An 18,292-nucleotide genomic window follows, 5' to 3' on the forward strand; every position below is an offset into this window, starting at 1 on the left:
CAAGTTGAGCGCGAGCTTGTCATGCCACGACCACCTCGCGGAACATGCCCGCCGCCATGTGGTAGAGAAGGTGGCAGTGAAAGGCCCACCGGCCCATCGCGTCGGCCGTCACGCGAAAGGCCACGCGCTGGGCCGGTTGCACCGAAATGGTGTGCTTGCGGACCTGGAACTGTCCGTCGGGCGATTCAAGATCGCTCCACATCCCGTGCAGGTGCATCGGGTGGGTCATCATCGTATCGTTGACGAGGATGATCCTGAGCCGTTCGTTCGGGGTGAAATGCAGGGGCTTCGAATCGTTGAGCTTCACGCCGTCGAATGCCCACACGAAGCGTTCCATGTTGCCGGTCAGATGGAGTTCGATCTCGCGCTGCGGTTCGCGGGGGTCTGCCGCCGGCCCTGCTGTCTTCAGATCCGCATAGGTCAGGGTCCGGCGCCCATTGCGCCGCAGCCCGACGCCGGGATCATCGAGATTGGTACGCGGAAAGTCGACGCGCATGTCGGTATTGGCACCATATTCGGTACGCGCATGGCGGGCTTTGGGTGTCGTCTCGACCATGCCATGGTCGTGACCGGCCGGTCCCATCCCCGCCATCCCGGCCATCCCACCCATCATGTCGATCGGATCGAGCCAGGAGCGCGGATCGACCGGGGGAATGTCCGCGCTCATGCCGTCACGCGGCGCGAGCACGCCGTGGACAAAGCCGGTGCGATCCATGGACTGGGCGAAGATCGCATAGGCCTTGTCGTCCGCGATGGTCGCGATGACGTCGTAGGTTTCACCGGGTCCGATCCGGAATTCATCCACGTCGACCGGCTCGACGGGTTGTCCGTCGGCGGCGACGACCGTGAGCATCAGGCCGGGAATCCGAACGTCGAAATAGGTGGCGGTTCCGGCGCCGATAAAGCGCAGGCGAACCCTTTCGCCCTTGCTCGCGATGCCCGTCCAGTGCCTGGCGGAGGGCGCGCCGTTCAGGAGATAGGTGTAGGTGGCGGCGGACACGTCGCTCAGATCGGTCGGATTCATGCGCGCCTTGTTCCACATCGCGCGCTTCGACAAAGCACCGCCCAGCCCGAGCTTGCCGGCATCGCGCGCAAAATCGCCGGCGGTCGGCTGCGCGAAATTATAATAGCTGCTCATCTTCTTCAGGTTCAGATAGACCTGAAGCGGAGCCTCGTCCGTCCAGTCGCTGAGCATGACCGTATAGTCGCGGTCGGCGGCGAGGGGCGTCTCGCTCTTCGATTCGATGATCATCGGGCCATAAAGGCCCGTCTGCTCCGCCAATGTATGAGCATGGTACCAGAAGGTGCCGCTCTGCTTCACGACAAAGCGGTAGGTAAAGGTTTCGCCCGGCGCTATTCCGCCAAAGCTGATCCCTGGCACGCCATCCATGTCCGTCGGCAGGATCAGGCCATGCCAATGGATGCTGGTCATTTCATCCAGACTGTTCTTGACCCTGATCGTTACAGCGTCGCCTTCGCGCAGCCTGATCAGCGGGCCCGGCACGCTCCCGTTGACGGCCGTGGCGACGCTCGCTTTTCCGGAATAGTTGACCGTGACCCGGCTGATGTCGAGATCGATCTCGGTGCCGCTCAGCACGTCCGGCGTCTTCACCGCCGGTGCCGCGAGCGCGTGCGCGGGCCAACCCAGCGTGGCAAGGGCTGTCGCGAGCAAAAGACCTTGCACGAAGCCTCGGCGACCGGTGGTCGTATCGGCAAGCGGGGGAAGTAGAGTCCGCATCAATTTGAACTTTCGGAACCAGACCTGAAGAGACGCCGCGGAGCCGATTGCCCCGCGGGGGCATGGTCGCAGAGACGGCCGACCGGGCAGGCGGGGTCAGGGGCGCATGAAACCCGGCCGAGGAAGTGAAAGGCGCGCAGGATCAGCGTCCGGTGGAGACATCCGTATCTGCCGGACCCTCGCATCTGTCTCGCCAACGCTGTCGGCCCTTCACTTCCGCGCTTCCTACATGTCGTCGCTCATCGGCGTGGCGGGCATGCTGGCGGCGGGCGGCGCCTGGTCCGGCTTCGCTTTGGGCGCCATCGGCATCTTGTCCTTGCACCCGGCCGCCCCGCCACATCCCATCTGCATGCCGCCCGACGCGTTCACGCCCATCTGATGGTCGTGCATCATCTCGTCATGCATCTGTCTCGCGCCATGCTTCATCCCTGCCTGATGGGCCTGATGCGCCTCGTGGTTCTGGTGCTTGACGACTTTTGCCGGCACCGGCGGGGCCTCATCCGCCCAAGCCTGCGTCGCCGAGAGCGCGACAAGCGCAGCGATGGCGGGGACGATCAGGCCAGCTTTGCTACGGAAAATATTCTGCATGACTTGGCTCCTCGAAGAATTGGACGTGGGGACCGCAAGATTTCGATCCGTTTGAAGATGCCAGCAGAAGTGCCGTTCGAGCCGTTCGGGAAATATACGTTTTGTTACGGATGCCTGCCGCCGGCGCAGCATGCGAACGATCATGCCGGGCAATGAGACCGCCTGTGCGGCGTCGATCGAACGGGGCGGTTTTCCAGAAGCAGGCAGGGCAGATTGGAAAACGACGCGGACGCTTATCACAGGATGCATCGCCGGACGCTTCTCGCCCGCGGCCTGTCCGCCGCGTCGCTCCTGGGCGCCTCGTCGGCTGGCTTCCCTCTGACGTCTCTCGCCCGCGCAGGCGATGGGTGGGGTTCCTTTGCCTGGACGTCAGCGGAGATCGCGATGGGCGATACGCTGATGGTCTCGGCAGAGGTGGCCGGCAGTCCCGTCCGCGCCATTCTAGACAGCGGAAGCGCCGCTTCGATCATCAATACGCGCCTGGTGGAGAGTCTGGATATCGCCCCATCCGGGAAACGGATCATTCGCGGCACCGGTGGCCGCGTCGAGGTCACCGAGATCAGCGACGTTGCCCTCACCGTCGCCGACGATCGCAGGCGCTTGCCGTTCGCCATCGTGAGCGACCTTGCGGCGATATCGTCCGCATTCGGGCGCCCGATCGATCTGGTCCTGGGGGAGGACATCTTGGCGGGGCGCTGTGTCGCCCTCGACTTCACGCAGGACCGGATCGGCTTCGCCCCGACGGGGAGTTTTGCCGGCGGGAGCGGCTGGCGTCGCCTTCCTCTGACGCACGGGACTCGCAGCGAACTGCTGGTCACAGCGTCGATCGGGGGCGGGAGCCCCGTGCAACTCATTTTCGATCTCGGGAGCGCAAATGCGCTCATGCTCTCTACCCCCTTTGTCGCTGCGCAGGACCTCCTCGCCGGCAAGGCCCGGTCGACCGCGGCGCTGGGAAGCCTTGATGGGGTCCAGATTGTGACCGCCTTTGTTCTGGACGACATTGTTATCGGCGAAGTGCACATTGCCGGGGTGCCGGTGGCGGGGCTGGATCATTGGCAATCCGACAGCGCGGTGGGGAGCATCGGATTGCCGCTCATCGCGCAATTCGATGTGATCATGGATATCACTGCGGAAAGCCTGTGGCTGCGTCCGGCGCCGCCAAAACACAGGCTCCCGATGCTGAAAGACCGTTCAGGCTTCGGCCTGGCGGTTTCGCCTTCCGCCCTGACCGTCGCCCATGTCGCGGTCCATAGTCCGGCCGAGAAGAGCGGCTGGTCGGTCGGCGATCGGATCGTCCGTATCGACGGGCGGCCAATCAATGCAAGCTACACGCGTGGGCAGCTTTGGCGCTGGCGCTTCCTTCCTGCCGGCACCCACTTCAGGCTCGTCGACGGATCCGGTATCGTGCGGCTGCTGACGCTCGCAGATTATTACTGACGTTGACGCCCGTGTCGGCGTTCGGTCGCGACGCACGGCTTCTTGTTGCCGATCGACACCGCATCCAACCGGCCCCGGATTGCTCTATCAGCCGCTACGTAACAATCCCAATACTTCGCAAAGTCGTCATCTCGCACATCCGCAACGCAGCCCTCCTGCGAGGGAGAATATTGAGTCCGCGGTGCCGCACACCTGGGCGCCGGGCCATGTATAGCGGAGATGTTTCATGTTCCAGCAAGCGATCGACACCGTCCGGGCGAAGGGTCACGCACCGTCGCGTTATGGCAACTTCATCGGTGGACGATGGGTGGAGCCGATACGCGGCGAATATTTTACGGACCATAGTCCGATCAACGGCCGGCAGCTCGCCGAGATCGCGAAGTCTTCGCCAGAGGATGTGGAGGCAGCGCTGGATGCTGCCCACCGGGCGAAGGAGGGCTGGGCGCGCATGTGCCCCGCCGAGCGCGCAAGGATCCTCAATCGCGTGGCTGACCGGCTCGAGGACAATCTCGAGCTGCTCGCGCTGGCCGAGACCATGGACAACGGGAAGCCGATCCGGGAGACCCGCGCCGCCGATGTGCCGCTGGCCATCGATCACTTCCGCTATTTCGCCGGCTGCGTCCGCGCGGAGGAAGGGTCGATCTCGACAATCGACGAGAAGACGATCGCCTATCATTTCCGCGAGCCGCTGGGCGTCGTCGGACAGATCATTCCGTGGAATTTCCCGCTGCTGATGGCGGCCTGGAAGATTGCCCCGGCGCTCGCGGCCGGCAACTGCACGGTCATCAAGCCCGCCTCGCAGACGCCGCTTTCGCTGCTGCTGTTCGCCGAGCTGACCGCCGATATCCTGCCGCCGGGGGTGGTCAATATCGTGACCGGACCGGGTGGGTCGGTCGGACGCGCGATCGCGGCCAATCCGCGGATTGCGAAAGTGTCCTTCACCGGCGAAACGACGACCGGCCGGCAGATCATGGGCTATGCCGCCGAGCACCTGATCCCGCAGACGATGGAGCTGGGCGGAAAGTCCCCGAACATCTTCCTGGCGGACGTCATGAACGAGGACGACAATTTCCTCGACAAGGCGCTGGAAGGCTTCGCCCTGTTCGCGTTCAACAAGGGTGAGGTCTGCACCTGCCCCTCGCGCGCGCTGGTCCACGAATCGATCTTCGACCGGTTTGTCGAAAGGGCGGTCGCGCGCGTCGCGGCGATCCGGGTCGGCGACCCGCTCGATCCGCTCACGCAGATGGGCGCGCAGGCGTCGGAGGACCAGCTCCACAAGATCCTGGGCTATATCGACATCGGCAAGCAGGAAGGCGCCGAGTGCCTGACGGGGGGGCAGCGCGCCCGTCCGGGAGGCGAGCTCGACGACGGCTTCTTCGTCGAGCCCACCGTGTTTGTCGGCAACAACAAGATGCGGATCTTCCAGGAGGAGATTTTCGGGCCGGTCCTGTCGGTGACCCCGTTCAAGACGATCGAGGACGCGATCTCGATCGCCAACGACACCATCTACGGATTGGGCGCCGGTGTGTGGACCCGTAACGGCAATCATGCCTATCGGCTGGGCCGCGCGATCGAGGCCGGTCGGGTGTGGACCAACTGCTATCATGCCTATCCCGCGCACGCGGCGTTCGGAGGATATAAGGCCTCCGGGTTCGGGCGTGAAAACCACAAGATGATGCTCGACCACTATCAGCAGACCAAGAATCTGCTGGTCAGCTACGACGAGACGGCCCTCGGCCTCTTTTGACCCGGCTCACCCAGGCCGCGGCCAATCCGCGCGGCCGCCTCTGCAAGGAACACCACGATGAACAAGACCATGAAAGCTGCGGTCGTACGCGAATTTGGCCAACCGCTGGTGATCGAGGAAGTGCCGGTCACGATGCCTGGCCCGGGCCAGATCCTGGTGAAGATCGCGGCGACCGGCGTTTGTCATACAGACCTTCACGCGGCCGAGGGGGACTGGCCGGTCAAGCCCAATCCACCGTTCATTCCCGGCCATGAGGGTGTCGGTCATGTGGTCGCGGTGGGTAGCGGCGTGACCTATGTGAAGGAGGGCGACCGTGTCGGCGTCCCCTGGCTCTACACCGCCTGCGGGCACTGTGTTCATTGCCTCGGCGGATGGGAAACGCTCTGCGAGGCCCAGCAGAATACCGGCTATTCGGTGAATGGCAGTTTTGCCGAATATGTTCTCGCCGATCCCAACTATGTCGGTCACCTGCCGGCCAATATCGGGTTCATCGACATCGCCCCGATCCTGTGCGCCGGCGTGACGGTCTACAAGGGGCTGAAGGTCACGGACACACGGCCCGGCAATTGGGTGGCGATCTCGGGCATCGGCGGTCTCGGGCATATGGCCGTGCAATATGCCAAGGCGATGGGGCTCAATGTCGTGGCCGTCGATATCGACGACGCCAAGCTCGCGCTCGCGGAGCGACTGGGCGCAGATCTCTCCGTCAACGCGCGCAACGTCGACCCCGCGGCATTCATCAAGAAGGAGATCGGGGGCGCCCATGGCGCACTTGTCACCGCCGTGTCGCCGATCGCATTCAAGCAGGCACTCGGCATGGTCAGGCGGGGCGGCACGGTGGCGTTGAACGGGCTTCCGCCAGGCGACTTTCCGCTGTCGATCTTCGACACGGTCCTCAACGGGATCACCGTTCGCGGCTCCATTGTCGGCACTCGCCTCGATCTGCAGGAAGCCCTTGATTTTGCCGCCGAGGGCAAGGTTCACGCGACCGTCACGACGGACACGCTGGAGAATATCAACGACATCTTCGCGCGCATGCATCATGGCGAAATCGAAGGCCGGATCGTGATCGACTTCGAGGGCGGCGCCCAGTGACGGCGCGCTCGCTCAAAGCCTGCGCGGAACAACCGCTCTCGCATCGAGTTAGCCTCGGCTCTCGACGTCGGCGGGTCACGTGCCGCGACCCCGGGGCGAGTTTTCTCGTACCGTGGGACCGGCACAAAGCGGTCATAGATCTCCTTGGTCGCGGCAGCGCCCTGGGTGGAGACCGGCCGGCATGACCGAACGCGCCAAGCTCACCTTTTACGACCGCGTGCTTCGACCCGATCCATCACGCACTGTCGTCCGGCCATTTGAGCCGAGTTACCCCAGAGGCTTCGACGACGGTCCATCCCGCACGCAGGAGACAGTCGACCTGATCATGGGTCTCGACGAGGCTGAGTTGGCCCGCCAGTTGAAAGGCGTGACGCTGTCGCTGGACGAGAACCATCGTGATGTTGATGCCATGCTGCTTCGCCAATTCGACGATATCGCCGGTCGGATTAAAGGCGCTGATCGGACGAACGCTGCGCAACGACGATTGATCGGTGCCTATTGCAGCGAGGAATTTGCATATGAGGCGGCCGCCTTGTTCAATCCAAGCGCGGTACTCCATCCCGACCAGTCGGGTCTTGCCGAAGGCACCATCCGTTTCGTGATCTCGTTGCGGGGAATTGGCGAGGGACATGTGTCGTCCGTGACGTTCCGCACTGGCACCTGGACGCCGGGAGGAGCGCTCGTCGTCGATGATGCCAGTCCGACATCGGTAGCGCCCCTTATCGATACCTGTCCGAGAGGTGAGGGCGTAGCGGCGCGCCTTTGCTGCGCTGGTGGCAGGTCGATTTCGGAGACCGTGCTGTTCCCGGTACTGCCAAGCCAAACGCAAGGCATCGAAGATACGCGCCTCGTCCGCTTCTGCGAAGATGACGGCAGCATGATCTATCATGGAACCTATACCGCGTTCGGCGGGGGCCAAGTGCGATCGGAATTGCTGACGACGTCCGATTTTCGGTCGTTCGACATGCGCGTTCTGAGCGGTCGCGCCTCGAGCGGAAAGGGTATGGCCCTCTTTCCGCGGCGCATCGCGGGCAAGTACGCAATGCTTGGGCGTCAGGACAGCAAGAACATCTGGCTACATTTTTCCGATGAGCTGCTGAACTGGGAAGGGGGCGAAAAGCTCATTACGCCAAAGTTCCCCTGGGAATTCGTGCAGGTGGGAAATTGCGGGTCGCCGATCGAGCTCGACGAAGGCTGGCTGGTGATGACCCACGGTGTCGGCACGGTGCGAAACTACTGCATCGGCGCGTGTCTGCTCGACAAAAACGACCCATCGAAGCTGCTGGCCCGCACGCCGCGCCCGGTGCTCTTCCCCAGTCCCCACGAGCGAGACGGTTACGTGCCCAACGTCGTCTACAGTTGCGGTGCGATTGTTCAGGGTCGGACGATGTTGCTCCCTTATGGCGTGGCGGACAGCTTTACTGCCTTCGCTACGGCATCGATCGACAATCTCCTCGATGTGATGGAGTAGGTCACTTTGGCTCACAGGGAATAGTCGGCCGCCGGGTGGAGAATTCTTGTTCCGGCCGGCGTGAGACGCGCCCGGGCGGCGGGTCATCTCGCACCTGTGGTTATTGCTCGGCCAGAGCGGGATCAGGCGCGAGGCAAGCGAGGATTGCCATGATCGCGGTTCGGGTCTCCGCCACGTCTCGCACGGGGATTACGTCGATTCCGGCTGCGCGAACGGGATCGTCATTGCCACCGGGATAGATCGCGTCCCCCATGAACAGCATGGCCGACTGCGGAATGCCGGATTCCTCGGAAAGACGGCGCATTCCGTAGGCCTTGTCGATACCTTGGCGAGTAATGTCGATGGAGGTTGATCCTCCCACGTTGACGGACAATTCCGGCAGTCGTGATCGAAGCGCCGCCTGCAGTGCCTTGCGCTTGGCGAAGTCGGGATCCCACGCTTTCTTTGCATCGAGCGGCGCCTCCTGTCCAAGTCCAGAGAAAGTAATCTGGCTTCCGCGGTCCTCGATCCGCTCGCCCCATATCTTCTCGTGCGCCAGGTCCATCTCGTCCAGAGCCTGTTCAAACGCGCGCAGAATGCGCTGGCGTTCGTCGGGGTCGAACACATCAGCATAGACTGGTTTCCAGCTGCTCTCGAAACGGTAGAGTTTGGTGCCCGTCGTCGGCATAATGAAGAGCTGCCGGAGGTTGGCACTGCTCGGCAGCAGCGACACGACTTGCGCTTCGAACTGCGGCCAGTCGCCACCGGAGATAACCGCGACGCCGACGAGATCGAGCAGCGCGGCAAGCAACTCGACCATATTCTGGTCGATCGGCTGCTTGCTTTCAGCCAGCGTGCCGTCGAGATCGAAGGCGAAAAGTCGCTTCATCGGTGGACTCCAATCAGGGTGCGGTCGCTCGGCAGGTAGGCGGCGCTAAGGCACGATCGCCGGCTCTGGTGGATCTCCGAACGCGATGCGCCTTTCCAAGATGCCGCAGCGGATCCGCCTTTGGCCCGGCTCGTGCGGCGCTGCACATTTTTTGCGCGCCACCTCGTCGCGCACATCGATGGCGCGACCGACAATGGCTGGATCATCTCGCAGCCTCCGTCTGGATGATATTGTCTATCGCCTGGGCAGCGCCGTCCTCCTCGTTCGACACAGTCACCTGGTCAGCGGCTGAGCGGACCGCGTCGGGACCCTGTCCCATCGCAATTGAGAGGCCAGCGCGCGCGAACATTGGAAGGTCATTGCGCTCGTCCCCCAAGACGGCAACGTTGGCGAGCGGCACTCCGATCGCGGCTGCCAGGGCGGCGACGCCATCACCTTTGTTGGCCTGGGCGGCGGTAATGTCGAGATAGTAAGGCTGTGAACGGCCGACAGTCGCAGAGCGTCCGAGCGCTGCCGCGATATCGCCGTCAAGTCGCGCGAGGAGTGCTTGGTCGTTGCTGACGCCGACGATCTTGTCAGTGTGTGCGAGCAATCCCGCGAAGTTGTCCCTGATTATCGGCTCGATGTTTGCCGCGCGGCGCTCGCGCGGAACGTACACATCGTCGGCCGCGCGTGCGTACCAGAGGCCGCCCGTGAACAGCCAGGGCGTGACGGCTGGGTGCTCGAGCAGGGCGAGCGTCCGCGCGGCGCACTCGGGATCGAGTTGGTCGGCCGAGATGACAGCCCCATCCGTCTCGACGATCGTGCCGCCATTGAAAGCGCCGATGACGCCCGGGAGTTCCAGCCGTCTCGCGATCCAAAGCATGCCGCTGGGCGGGCGAGCACTGATCAGGCTCACCGCAATACCAGCTGCTCTGGCGCGTCCAACTGCAGAGATGACGCCTTCGGAGAGGCTTTTGTCCTGGCGGACGAGCGTGCCATCTATATCGGAGACGATCAGGCGAATAGGGCTGCTCATCCCAGGTGATGCCAGCGTCGATGCGAGCGGTGCATCAGCGCATCCGCACTTTCTGGGCCGGCGCTGCCTGCGGCATAGTCCTCGGGAGTGCCCTGCGTCCACAGATCGAGGAGCGGCTGCACAGCGCGCCAGCCACCTTCGATTTGCGCGGCGCGCTGAAACAGCGTCTGGTCGCCGGATTGCACGTCATACAGCAAAGTTTCGTAGCCGGTCTGGTGGCCAACGTCGAAATGGTCACGGTAGCGGAAATCCATTGCCACTGGCGCAGTGTTCACGACGAGCCCAGGCCGCTTGACCACAAACTCGAGGCTGATGCCCTCGTCGGGCTGGATTTGCACCACAAGACGGTTGGGGGGCAGCCGGTCCACCACCGTCTCCTGGAAAAGCGCCAGCGGCACGTCGCGGAATTGGACGACGATCTCGGTATCACGGGTCGCCAGCGCCTTCCCGGTGCGTAGATAAAAGGGCACGCCCGACCACCGCCATGTCTCTACGTGCAACTTGAGTGCGGCGAAGGTCTCCGTGCGGCTGGCAGGGTCCACGTCGGGCTCGTCGAGATAGGCGGGAACGGCCTTGCCAGCGACTGAGCCCGAGCAATAGCGCCCGCGAATGGCCTCGGCCGGGTCGATCGGCAGGATGGCGGCAATCACCTTCTCCTTCTCCGTGCGGATCGCATCGGCATCGAAGCTGATCGGGGGCTCCATCGCTATCATCGCCAGTAGCTGGAAGAGATGATTGGGAACCATGTCCCGCAATGCGCCGGTGGCGTCGTAGAATCTGCCGCGGGTGCCGACGGTCACTGCCTCGGCCGCCGTTATCTGGACATGGTCAACGTAGCGGTTGTTCCAGACGGCCTACATCATGGTGTTGCCGAAGCGTGTGACCATGATGTTCTGCACGGTCTCCTTCCCAAGGAAATGATCGATCCGGTAGATCTGGGACTCGCTGGCGCGGGAAAGGATTTGCCGGTTCAGCGCCTGCGCGGAGACAAGGTCGGTCCCGAACGGTTTTTCGATCACGACGCGGCGGAAACCATCGGTCTCGGTGAGCAGTCCTGCATCGCCGAGCTGATTGACGACGGTCCCGAAGAAAGTCGGCGCGGTGGCGAGGTAGAATATCGCGTTGCCGGCGAGTTGGCGGCCGAGACCCTGATACATTGCCGGGTCGGCGAAATCGCCTTTCAAATAGCGGATACGACTGCGGAGCCATTGCCAGTTGGCATCGTCCTCCACGCCTTCGTCAAGCGCCGCGCGCAGCTGTTCGTCGTCGATGTCATGATGGCTGACACCGACGAGCGCCAAATCCTCCTTCAGCAAGTCGGCCCGAGCGAGGTTGACGAGCGCGGGTATCAGCAAGCGGCGGGCGAGGTCTCCGAGTGCGCCGAAGATAACGAAGGTGGCAGAGGGCGCAGTCGGAGCATCGCTCATTGCGGCATCTCGACATGGCCACCGAAGCCGAACCGCATCGCCGAGAGCAGCTTGTCGCCGAACGTTGTGTCGACGCGGCTGCGGTAGCGCGCGAACAGTGCCGCTGAGAGCACGTAGGCAGGGACTGCCTCCTCCATTGCCGCCTCGATCGTCCAGTGACCCTCGCCGGAATCCGCGACCTGGCCGGAGAATTGTTCCAGCATTTGGTCCTTCGCGAGCGCCGTTGCGGTCAGATCGAGCAACCACGAGGAGATGACGCTTCCGCGACGCCAAACTTCGGCGATGTCCGTCAGGTTGAGGTCGAAGCGCTCGTCTTCCGGCAGCTTGGCCGATGACTTGCCCTTCAGGATGTCGAACCCCTCAGCATAGGCCTGCATCAAGCCATATTCGATGCCGTTGTGCACCATCTTGACGAAATGGCCCGAGCCGGCGGGACCGGTGTGGATATAGCCCTTCTCGGCACGGGCATCCTCGTTGGGATCGCCGCGATCCGGCGTGCGTGCGATCGTCCCGAAGCCTGGTGCCAGGGCCTCGAAGAGAGGATCGAGACTGACGAGCGTCGCAGCATCGCCTCCGATCATCATGCAATAGCCTCGGTCGAGGCCCCACACGCCGCCTGAGGTGCCCACATCGACATAGTGGAGCCCCTTCATGGCGCACAGCTTCGCCCGGCGGATGTCGTCCTTGTAGAAGCTGTTGCCGCCGTCGATGATTATGTCGCCTGGGGAGGCGAGGCCCATCAGCGTCTCGATCGTGCTCTCCGTCGGCGGTCCGGCTGGCAGCATCACCCAGAAGATGCGCGGCCCCTCCAGCGTGGCTGCGACCTCCTCAAGCGAAGCGGCGGGGGTCGCGCCTTCGCCGGCCAGCATGGCCACCAGCGGCGGGTTCCGATCATAGGCGACGATCTCGTGACCGCCGCGCATCAGACGGCGCGCGATATTGGCACCCATCCTGCCGAGGCCGATCATCGCTATACGCATCTGCTCATGCCTCAGCTTTCTGTACGGCATCCATCGCCAACGGACCGATGGAGTCGGTCGCGGACCTTTTGAGCGCTCGGGCCTTTTCAGCCGGCTGAGCCGATACCGTCGTCATGGATTTGGGCATCCACAGGAAAGCTGAGCTTCTGGGCGGTCTTCGGGAAGACCTGTTCGGACCCCGTTGGGTACCCGCCTGAGAGGCTTAGTACCGGCCGCGCAGAGTTCGACTACGCGTGCCGCTCTGCTCGACGAGCTATCCTGTTCGGCCGTGCTCAGGATCGCGGTCAGTGCGGAAAGATATGCGAGCGTCGATTCAGCGCCTTGGTTGGCATTGCGCCGGTCTGGATGGAGACCATCGAAGCAGGCGCCTCGTTCGACGTCCACGACGGGGATGCCAAGGTCGTTTGCCCCGAGAAACCAATTGAAGGCCCGGCGCGCTTCGCGCTTCCACCGGACGTCGCTGGTGACTCGGGCCGCGGTAAGGCATGCGCTCACCGCTGCACAAGCCTCGAGAGGCTGCTGGTCGAACGGCTGCGGGCGCCGCCTGTCGCTTCCAAATGTTTCGGTTCCGATCGGCCGAAAGTGCCCAGCTTCAGCCGTCTGCAGCGTCATCAGCCAGCGCAGCGTATCGAGGCCGGCATCAAGGTGAGACTCGTTGCCAGTGTCATGGCCGCTTTCGATGAGAGCTTCACACAATCGGGCATTGTCATAGCCGAGCCTGTCTTCGAACCAGATCCAGTCGGGCGCGGCGGCGTCAGACCAACGTTGGAACAAGCGATTGGACAGTTCTCCTCGCAGCTGTTCCAGATTGCGATGGCCCGGGAAGCGCCGGAGAAGCTTTGAGATGCCGAGCAGCCCGTAGGCCCAGGCACGCGGCGTGGTCAGCGCTACCAACGCCGGCGCCATCTCCAGCAAGCGCGCGGCGGCCCATCCGTCCAGGAATCGATCGTCTTTTCGCATTGCGACCGCCCCCAGCGCCCAGACCGTGCGGCCATGCGCGTCGTCGGCTCCCGCATCGTCGAGCCATGTGCGGTCGAACCCCATGAAATTGTGGACGCGGTTATCCTTTGGCGACCAGGCGTGCTCAACGAATGCGGCATATGTCAACGCAAGCTGCTCCTCGTGTGGAGTAAGAGAACGCAGCGTCGATAGTTCGGAGAGAAGCAACAGCGCGCGCGCGTTGTCATCGAGGCAATAGCCGTGTCTCCGGTCCGGAACCGCGAATTTTGTGTGCTGGGTTACGCCGACCATGTCGGTAAGAGCGGCGAGATGGTCCGTGTTTATCGGTGGAAGCGCCCTGTTCCAGGCTTCGTCATTTACAGGACGTATAGCCCGAGAAGCGCCGGAGCGTCTTTCAAATCGGACATCGGAGAAGACTTTCAGGTACTGCTTCGCCACGCTCGACCAGATCATCGCGCGACCGCGCTCGTACGCGCGGGTTCTAATCTCGCTACGCGACGCGCCATCGACGATCAATCGAGCGACGGCAGCTCCGAGTGCATCCGGTTCCGAAAAAGGCACCAGCACGCCACAATGGTCGGCGAGCAGTTCCTGCGCATACCAGAAGGGCGTGGAGACGACCGCTTTACCAAGGGCAACAGCGTAAGCGAGCGTTCCTGAAACGATCTGCGCTTCATTGGGGTAAGGCGATAGGTAGATATCGCATGCAGCCAAATGGTCGAGCAGCTCATCCAGTGAGAGATAACGGTCGACAAAGCAAATATTCTCGATGACGCCGAGTTCGGTTGCGAGTGCAACGAGGCTATCGCGATAGCGTTCGCCTTCATCCCTAACGAGGTTGGGGTGGGTCGCGCCGACAATCATATAGAGCAGATTGGGATGGTCGCGAACGAGTGCCGGCACTGCGCGAATTGCCGTTTCGATACCTTTGCCTGGACCAAGCAGGCCAAAGGTCATCAACAAGGTCCGGTCTGCAAGTCCCAGTTTGTGCTTCGCCATCGCCGGATCGATAAAGGCGCGGTCCGGAACGCCGTGGGGTATCACGGCGATGTGCTCGGTCGGGACATCATAGACGTCCTGCAGAATGCGCCGTCCTTTGTCCGCCATGACGACGAGGCGGGATGAGTGTTTGATGATGCCATCCATGACGCGACGTTGTGCAGGGTTGGGGTTGGCCAGTACGGTGTGCAGCGTCGTGACGATCGGAGCGTTGAGGCCGCTGAGAAGGCCAAGGATGAATTCACCGGCCTCACCTCCGAAGATCCCGAACTCGTGCTGAAGAGAAACGAGATCGACGTTCGACACGTTGAGGAAGTCGGCGGCGACTGCATAGGACGCGGGCGAGGCCTGCTGGATCTCCAGGGCGACATCGGGCGGATAGGCGTAAGTGTTGGCATCGTCCGTCAACGCGATCGTCATTGAAGAGAGATCGGAATCGCAGTTCTTCAACGCCTGCTGCAGATCGTTGGTGAAGGTGGCGATGCCACACTGCCTTGGAATGCAGGTTCCTACGACAGCGATACGCTTGAGCGGGGGAATGATCACAGAGTGGTTCATGCTCGACCTCAAATATGAAAATATCTCTCAGAGCGGCTCATGCCGCCTTGGGGGCCGCGTCCGCTGCTCCCTCGTGTTCGCGCCGCGGCAAGACGACGGTTGCCGAGCAATGGGGTTCATGATCCGACCATGTTGTCGGGCTTCGACCACCGTCCAGAGTCAAGGCCAATATTCTGTCTCCACGCCTGAGCAGCTTGGACACAGGATTGCGCGGCCGCGCCGGCCTGACGGCGTTAATGCTGGCGCGGTGACTTGGGCGATTGGCTTGCATTTCTTCGATTTATGGCAAGCACACACACGTCGCGTTACGTAATGTGCGCAGGACTTGCTGACCGGCGTCGCCTGAGCCAGGCCGCGCGTCGGCCGGATTCACGATGCTGAAATTGCTGAGGGCGGAACGCGTCAATCTCGTGCCAAGCTTGATCTGTGCGTGCGAGCGCTGGATCGCCAGGGGATCATCATCATTTATCGCGCGGTCGGGGCGATCCACGAAACTGTGGTCATTATGGCAACACCGACCATGACCAGACAGGCTGCGCCACCGAGCAGTTGCAGCCGCCGAGGAATGGGCTGGCCGTTCATCGCTTCGGAATCCGAGCCGAGCCATATCACCAGGGCAATAAGTGGGGCTGCAACAAAGCCGTTGACGACAGCACTCCATAGCAATGCCCTCATCGGATCGATCGAGGAGAAGTGCACAAGCACACCCAGCAACCCCGCGGCAGCAATTACGCCATAGAAGGCCTTGGCCCGCCCAGCGCTTTGCGCAAGGCCGGTCCGCCAACCAAATGCTTCAGAAACGGCATAGGCCGCAGAGCCGGCGAGCACCGGAATGGCGAGCATGCCGGTCCCGATGATTCCGACAGCGAAAAGCGCGAAGGCAAAATCGCCTGCAAGCGGTCGAAGCGCCTCGGCCGCTTGAGCAGCCGTATCAATCTGGGTGGTTCCAGCGACATTCAGAGTTGCGGCCGTCGTCACGATGATGAAGATGGCAATGACGTTCGAGAACAGCATTCCGAGCCAGCTGTCCAGTCGGATACGGCGCACTTGCCAGTCTGGCCCTGGCTCCGCATCACCAGCGCTGGCCAGGCCCGCTTCTTCGGCTTCCTGCGAGGCCTGCCAAAAGAAAAGATAGGGGCTGATCGTGGTGCCAAAGATCGCCGCCACCAGCATCCACGCTCCCGAGCCGGGCATGGCTGGTACTACAAGCCCGCGCAAGACCGAGCCCCAGGATACATGCACCACAAATGCCGTCGCCGCATAAGCCAGGAGCGCCAGGGTCATCCATCGCAAGAGCCGGGCATATCGCTGATAGTCCACAAACGTCTCGAGCAATGTTGAAGCAAGCGCAAAGACGATCACCCAGGGGTGCGGGGGACCGCCGCCTATGAGAGACATCGCCGAGCCCATTGCACCCAGGTCGGCCCCGAGATTGATGATATTTGCGATGAACAGGAGGAGGACAACGAGCCTTAGAACGGGTGATGGACAACGACGACGAATGGTTTCAGCCAGCCCGGCGCGGGTACTTCGCCCTATTCGACCACAGATCTCCTGCACGGCCGCGGCAAGCGGCCAGGTGAGAAGCATGGTCCAGCCAAGCATATATCCATAAGCCGCGCCGGCTTGCGCATAGGTTGCAATCCCGCTGGGATCGTCGTCGGCGGCTCCGGCAATAAATCCTGGGCCAAATATTTGGCGGATGCGTCGCAATCGGCGGGTGCGAGACGCCTTTGGGCGTGGAGCTTTCATCAAAGGGCCGTCCTGTTGGGAATCCGGCTCGCGCGCCAACGGGGTTCTCGTGCACGCTGGTCCCATTTTTCCAGTTCTTTGGTCGGCCGGTTACGGATCCTTGAGTTCGGTTTCGTGAATGTGGTCTGCGGGCAGCGGCATTTTCGCGCGAACGGACGTGGCGCGAGGAAAAGCTGTCGGGCAGCGCCCTTTCCAACTCCGGGAAATCCTCGAATTGCTCTTTCGGGCTGGAGTAAAGCGCGCGTAGCGACTGTTGCCGGTACACCCCTATGACGGGTCAATGGACCTTCACCATGCCGACACCCTTGATATTGTTGAATGAGTCGGTCTGGTGACACGCGAAGCACTGCTCCACGCGGGCGCTCTTCTCGCCGGTGATCGTCTTGTCCATCATTTCGAAGTGCATCATGTTATGGCTCGGCGGCGGCTTGTGGCACTGCGAACATTCGGTTGATTTGGGGCTGGGGTGGAGAAATCCGCTGATCTTCCAGCTGCTCGTGAGATGGCAGCTGGCGCAGTCCGTGCCGAAGAAGCCCTTATGCGTGTCCCGGGGGGCATGACAGGACTGGCAGTCGAGCCCCGCGGGATGGTTCATGCCACGCTGGGCGATCTTCTCGAGTACGGCATGATCCATGCGGACCGGCCGAATGTCTCTCCCCTGATGTTCGACATGGCAGCCGGCGCATTCCGTGACGTTAACGTGGAAGGCGGTCTCCGGCTTCATAAGCAATTCCGGCGCCGACGCATGGCAGGCAATACAGGTTTCGGCCTTGATCCCGCGATTGGGCGTGTGACAGCTCTCGCACTTGCCTTCGAGAAATGCATGGGCGTTCGATAGCGGCCCGGGTCGAACCGACGACGCCCATTGCGGCAGCGCGGTGCTGCCCGAGCGGTAGATGGTGAGGGGGACGGCGATCGCGGAGGCCACCGCGAGCGTCGCAAGGATCAGATAGACGATGGTCGTCCGGTTCATGGCCACCACCGCAGGCCGAAGTAGATGCTGCTCCAGATGTGCATCGTCAGCAATCCGTACATGATGATCGCCGCGACGATATGCACGACGATCCACCTGTCGAGCGTGGCCTTGATGACGTCGCGTGCGGTAATCGTGAATTCGAGATCGGCTATCGCGCCGAGCAGCGAGTCCAGCGGCAGTCCTGATGGATCAACGATGTTCTGACCGTGCAGATCGGCCGATACGGCCGCCAGGACGTCATAGCGGTCGCGCAGGACCTTGAGTTCCTTTTGCTGAAACCGCAATTCCTGGCCGACCTGCGCCAGATAATATCGGCCGATGAAGCCCGTGACGACGACTGTCAGCATCGCGATCACGAGGGCGATGCCGATCGGACTTTGAAACTTGTGCCCTGAATGGATAATCCCGAGCAGCGCGCCGATCGCGCCGGCATACACATGGAAACTGAGCAGTCCGCCAAGCGAGACGAGACGCTGCGTGCGCTGCTTGACCCACGCCTGCCGCTTCACGATGCTGTAGACGAGCAGGAGCACGAAAAGCAGGGCGGCGGCGATGCCGAACAGGCCTCCCGCCAGGCTCCCGGGGAACCGCGGCGCGGAATGCAGCAGGAAGGCCGGGACCAGCAGCGCAAGAGCGGTCAAGAGAGCGCCGACCGTTACTTTCTCGGTTTCGGTCATC

14 protein-coding genes and 1 pseudogene are annotated in these 18,292 nt (G+C 62.5%); 4 read left to right on the top strand and 11 right to left on the bottom strand.

The genetic code is table 11. The features are described from left to right. Window positions 1-19 precede the first annotated feature (19 nt). Both V473_RS19010 and V473_RS19015 read right to left on the bottom strand, forming a co-directional pair. Window positions 20-1,738 (bottom strand): copper resistance system multicopper oxidase, encoded by a 1,719-nt coding sequence (locus V473_RS19010; RefSeq protein WP_031308709.1) that lies wholly within the window; start codon window positions 1,736-1,738, stop codon window positions 20-22. Between the two features lie 225 nt (window positions 1,739-1,963). Continuing rightward, on the bottom strand, window positions 1,964-2,326 hold the full coding sequence (locus V473_RS19015) for a hypothetical protein (protein ID WP_024018490.1): 363 nt from the start codon (window positions 2,324-2,326) through the stop codon (window positions 1,964-1,966). A 384-nt stretch (window positions 2,327-2,710) separates the two neighbouring features. Here V473_RS19015 and V473_RS19020 point away from each other — a divergent pair, with 384 nt between their 5' ends. From V473_RS19020 to V473_RS19035, 4 genes are all read left to right on the top strand, one after another. Further along, window positions 2,711-3,763, top strand: a complete 1,053-nt coding sequence (locus V473_RS19020; protein WP_082679250.1) for a retropepsin-like aspartic protease — start codon at window positions 2,711-2,713, stop codon at window positions 3,761-3,763. 226 nt (window positions 3,764-3,989) lie between these two features. Then, window positions 3,990-5,510, top strand: coding sequence for an aldehyde dehydrogenase family protein (locus V473_RS19025; RefSeq protein WP_024018492.1), 1,521 nt, complete (start codon window positions 3,990-3,992; stop codon window positions 5,508-5,510). 57 nt (window positions 5,511-5,567) lie between these two features. Then, a complete protein-coding gene (gene adhP / locus V473_RS19030; protein WP_024018493.1) occupies window positions 5,568-6,605 on the top strand; it encodes an alcohol dehydrogenase AdhP in 1,038 nt (345 codons plus the stop codon). A 181-nt stretch (window positions 6,606-6,786) separates the two neighbouring features. Next, on the top strand, window positions 6,787-8,076 hold the full coding sequence (locus V473_RS19035) for a glycoside hydrolase family 130 protein (protein WP_024018494.1): 1,290 nt from the start codon (window positions 6,787-6,789) through the stop codon (window positions 8,074-8,076). Window positions 8,077-8,176: 100 nt separating this feature from the next. Here the strand turns inward: V473_RS19035 and V473_RS19040 are convergent, their stop codons facing one another. The 9 genes and pseudogenes from V473_RS19040 to V473_RS19075 all read right to left on the bottom strand — a co-directional run bounded on the left by V473_RS19040 (window position 8,177) and on the right by V473_RS19075 (window position 18,291). Continuing rightward, a complete protein-coding gene (locus V473_RS19040; protein ID WP_024018495.1) occupies window positions 8,177-8,944 on the bottom strand; it encodes an HAD-IIB family hydrolase in 768 nt (255 codons plus the stop codon). Between the two features lie 202 nt (window positions 8,945-9,146). After that, the gene (locus tag V473_RS19045; protein ID WP_024018496.1) at window positions 9,147-9,962 is read right to left on the bottom strand and encodes a Cof-type HAD-IIB family hydrolase; all 816 of its coding nucleotides are present in this window, start codon (window positions 9,960-9,962) and stop codon (window positions 9,147-9,149) included. Beyond that, window positions 9,959-10,801 (bottom strand): annotated as a pseudogene (locus V473_RS24460) (glucose-6-phosphate dehydrogenase); the annotation flags it as partial. The gene V473_RS19045 and the pseudogene V473_RS24460, both read right to left, overlap by 4 nt. Window positions 10,802-10,816: 15 nt before the next feature. Further along, window positions 10,817-11,389, bottom strand: a complete 573-nt coding sequence (locus V473_RS24465; protein ID WP_244884511.1) for a glucose-6-phosphate dehydrogenase (NADP(+)) — start codon at window positions 11,387-11,389, stop codon at window positions 10,817-10,819. After that, a complete protein-coding gene (gene gnd / locus V473_RS19055) occupies window positions 11,386-12,399 on the bottom strand; it encodes a phosphogluconate dehydrogenase (NAD(+)-dependent, decarboxylating) (RefSeq protein WP_119750000.1) in 1,014 nt (337 codons plus the stop codon). The genes V473_RS24465 and gnd overlap by 4 nt, the downstream gene beginning before the upstream one ends. Window positions 12,400-12,480: 81 nt before the next feature. Next, window positions 12,481-14,886, bottom strand: coding sequence for a glycosyltransferase family 4 protein (locus V473_RS19060; protein ID WP_024018499.1), 2,406 nt, complete (start codon window positions 14,884-14,886; stop codon window positions 12,481-12,483). A gap of 465 nt (window positions 14,887-15,351) precedes the next feature. After that, window positions 15,352-16,677: an NRAMP family divalent metal transporter gene (locus V473_RS19065; protein WP_226949255.1), complete on the bottom strand. Its 1,326-nt coding sequence runs from the start codon at window positions 16,675-16,677 to the stop codon at window positions 15,352-15,354. A gap of 238 nt (window positions 16,678-16,915) precedes the next feature. Beyond that, the gene (locus V473_RS19070; RefSeq protein WP_066608844.1) at window positions 16,916-17,611 is read right to left on the bottom strand and encodes a cytochrome c3 family protein; all 696 of its coding nucleotides are present in this window, start codon (window positions 17,609-17,611) and stop codon (window positions 16,916-16,918) included. Continuing rightward, window positions 17,608-18,291 (bottom strand): iron reductase, encoded by a 684-nt coding sequence (locus V473_RS19075; protein WP_024018502.1) that lies wholly within the window; start codon window positions 18,289-18,291, stop codon window positions 17,608-17,610. The genes V473_RS19070 and V473_RS19075 overlap by 4 nt, the downstream gene beginning before the upstream one ends. Window position 18,292: the final 1 nt, after the last annotated feature.

Source organism: Sphingobium cupriresistens LL01 (genome assembly GCF_001046645.1).
Classification (GTDB): Bacteria; Pseudomonadota; Alphaproteobacteria; order Sphingomonadales; family Sphingomonadaceae; genus Sphingobium; species Sphingobium cupriresistens.

What these genes read in the sequence shown, in the direction of transcription:
- V473_RS19020 (WP_082679250.1), top strand. Translation starts at nt 2,711, where the DNA reads ATGGGCGATACGCTGATGGTCTCGGCAGAGGTGGCCGGCAGTCCCGTC.
- V473_RS19075 (WP_024018502.1), bottom strand. Translation starts at nt 18,291, where the DNA reads ATGACCGAAACCGAGAAAGTAACGGTCGGCGCTCTCTTGACCGCTCTT.
- V473_RS19010 (WP_031308709.1), bottom strand. Translation starts at nt 1,738, where the DNA reads ATGCGGACTCTACTTCCCCCGCTTGCCGATACGACCACCGGTCGCCGA.
- V473_RS19025 (WP_024018492.1), top strand. Translation starts at nt 3,990, where the DNA reads ATGTTCCAGCAAGCGATCGACACCGTCCGGGCGAAGGGTCACGCACCG.
- V473_RS19035 (WP_024018494.1), top strand. Translation starts at nt 6,787, where the DNA reads ATGACCGAACGCGCCAAGCTCACCTTTTACGACCGCGTGCTTCGACCC.
- V473_RS19070 (WP_066608844.1), bottom strand. Translation starts at nt 17,611, where the DNA reads ATGAACCGGACGACCATCGTCTATCTGATCCTTGCGACGCTCGCGGTG.
- gnd (WP_119750000.1), bottom strand. Translation starts at nt 12,399, where the DNA reads ATGCCGTACAGAAAGCTGAGGCATGAGCAGATGCGTATAGCGATGATC.
- V473_RS19045 (WP_024018496.1), bottom strand. Translation starts at nt 9,962, where the DNA reads ATGAGCAGCCCTATTCGCCTGATCGTCTCCGATATAGATGGCACGCTC.
- V473_RS24465 (WP_244884511.1), bottom strand. Translation starts at nt 11,389, where the DNA reads ATGAGCGATGCTCCGACTGCGCCCTCTGCCACCTTCGTTATCTTCGGC.
- V473_RS19060 (WP_024018499.1), bottom strand. Translation starts at nt 14,886, where the DNA reads ATGAACCACTCTGTGATCATTCCCCCGCTCAAGCGTATCGCTGTCGTA.
- adhP (WP_024018493.1), top strand. Translation starts at nt 5,568, where the DNA reads ATGAACAAGACCATGAAAGCTGCGGTCGTACGCGAATTTGGCCAACCG.
- V473_RS19040 (WP_024018495.1), bottom strand. Translation starts at nt 8,944, where the DNA reads ATGAAGCGACTTTTCGCCTTCGATCTCGACGGCACGCTGGCTGAAAGC.
- V473_RS19015 (WP_024018490.1), bottom strand. Translation starts at nt 2,326, where the DNA reads ATGCAGAATATTTTCCGTAGCAAAGCTGGCCTGATCGTCCCCGCCATC.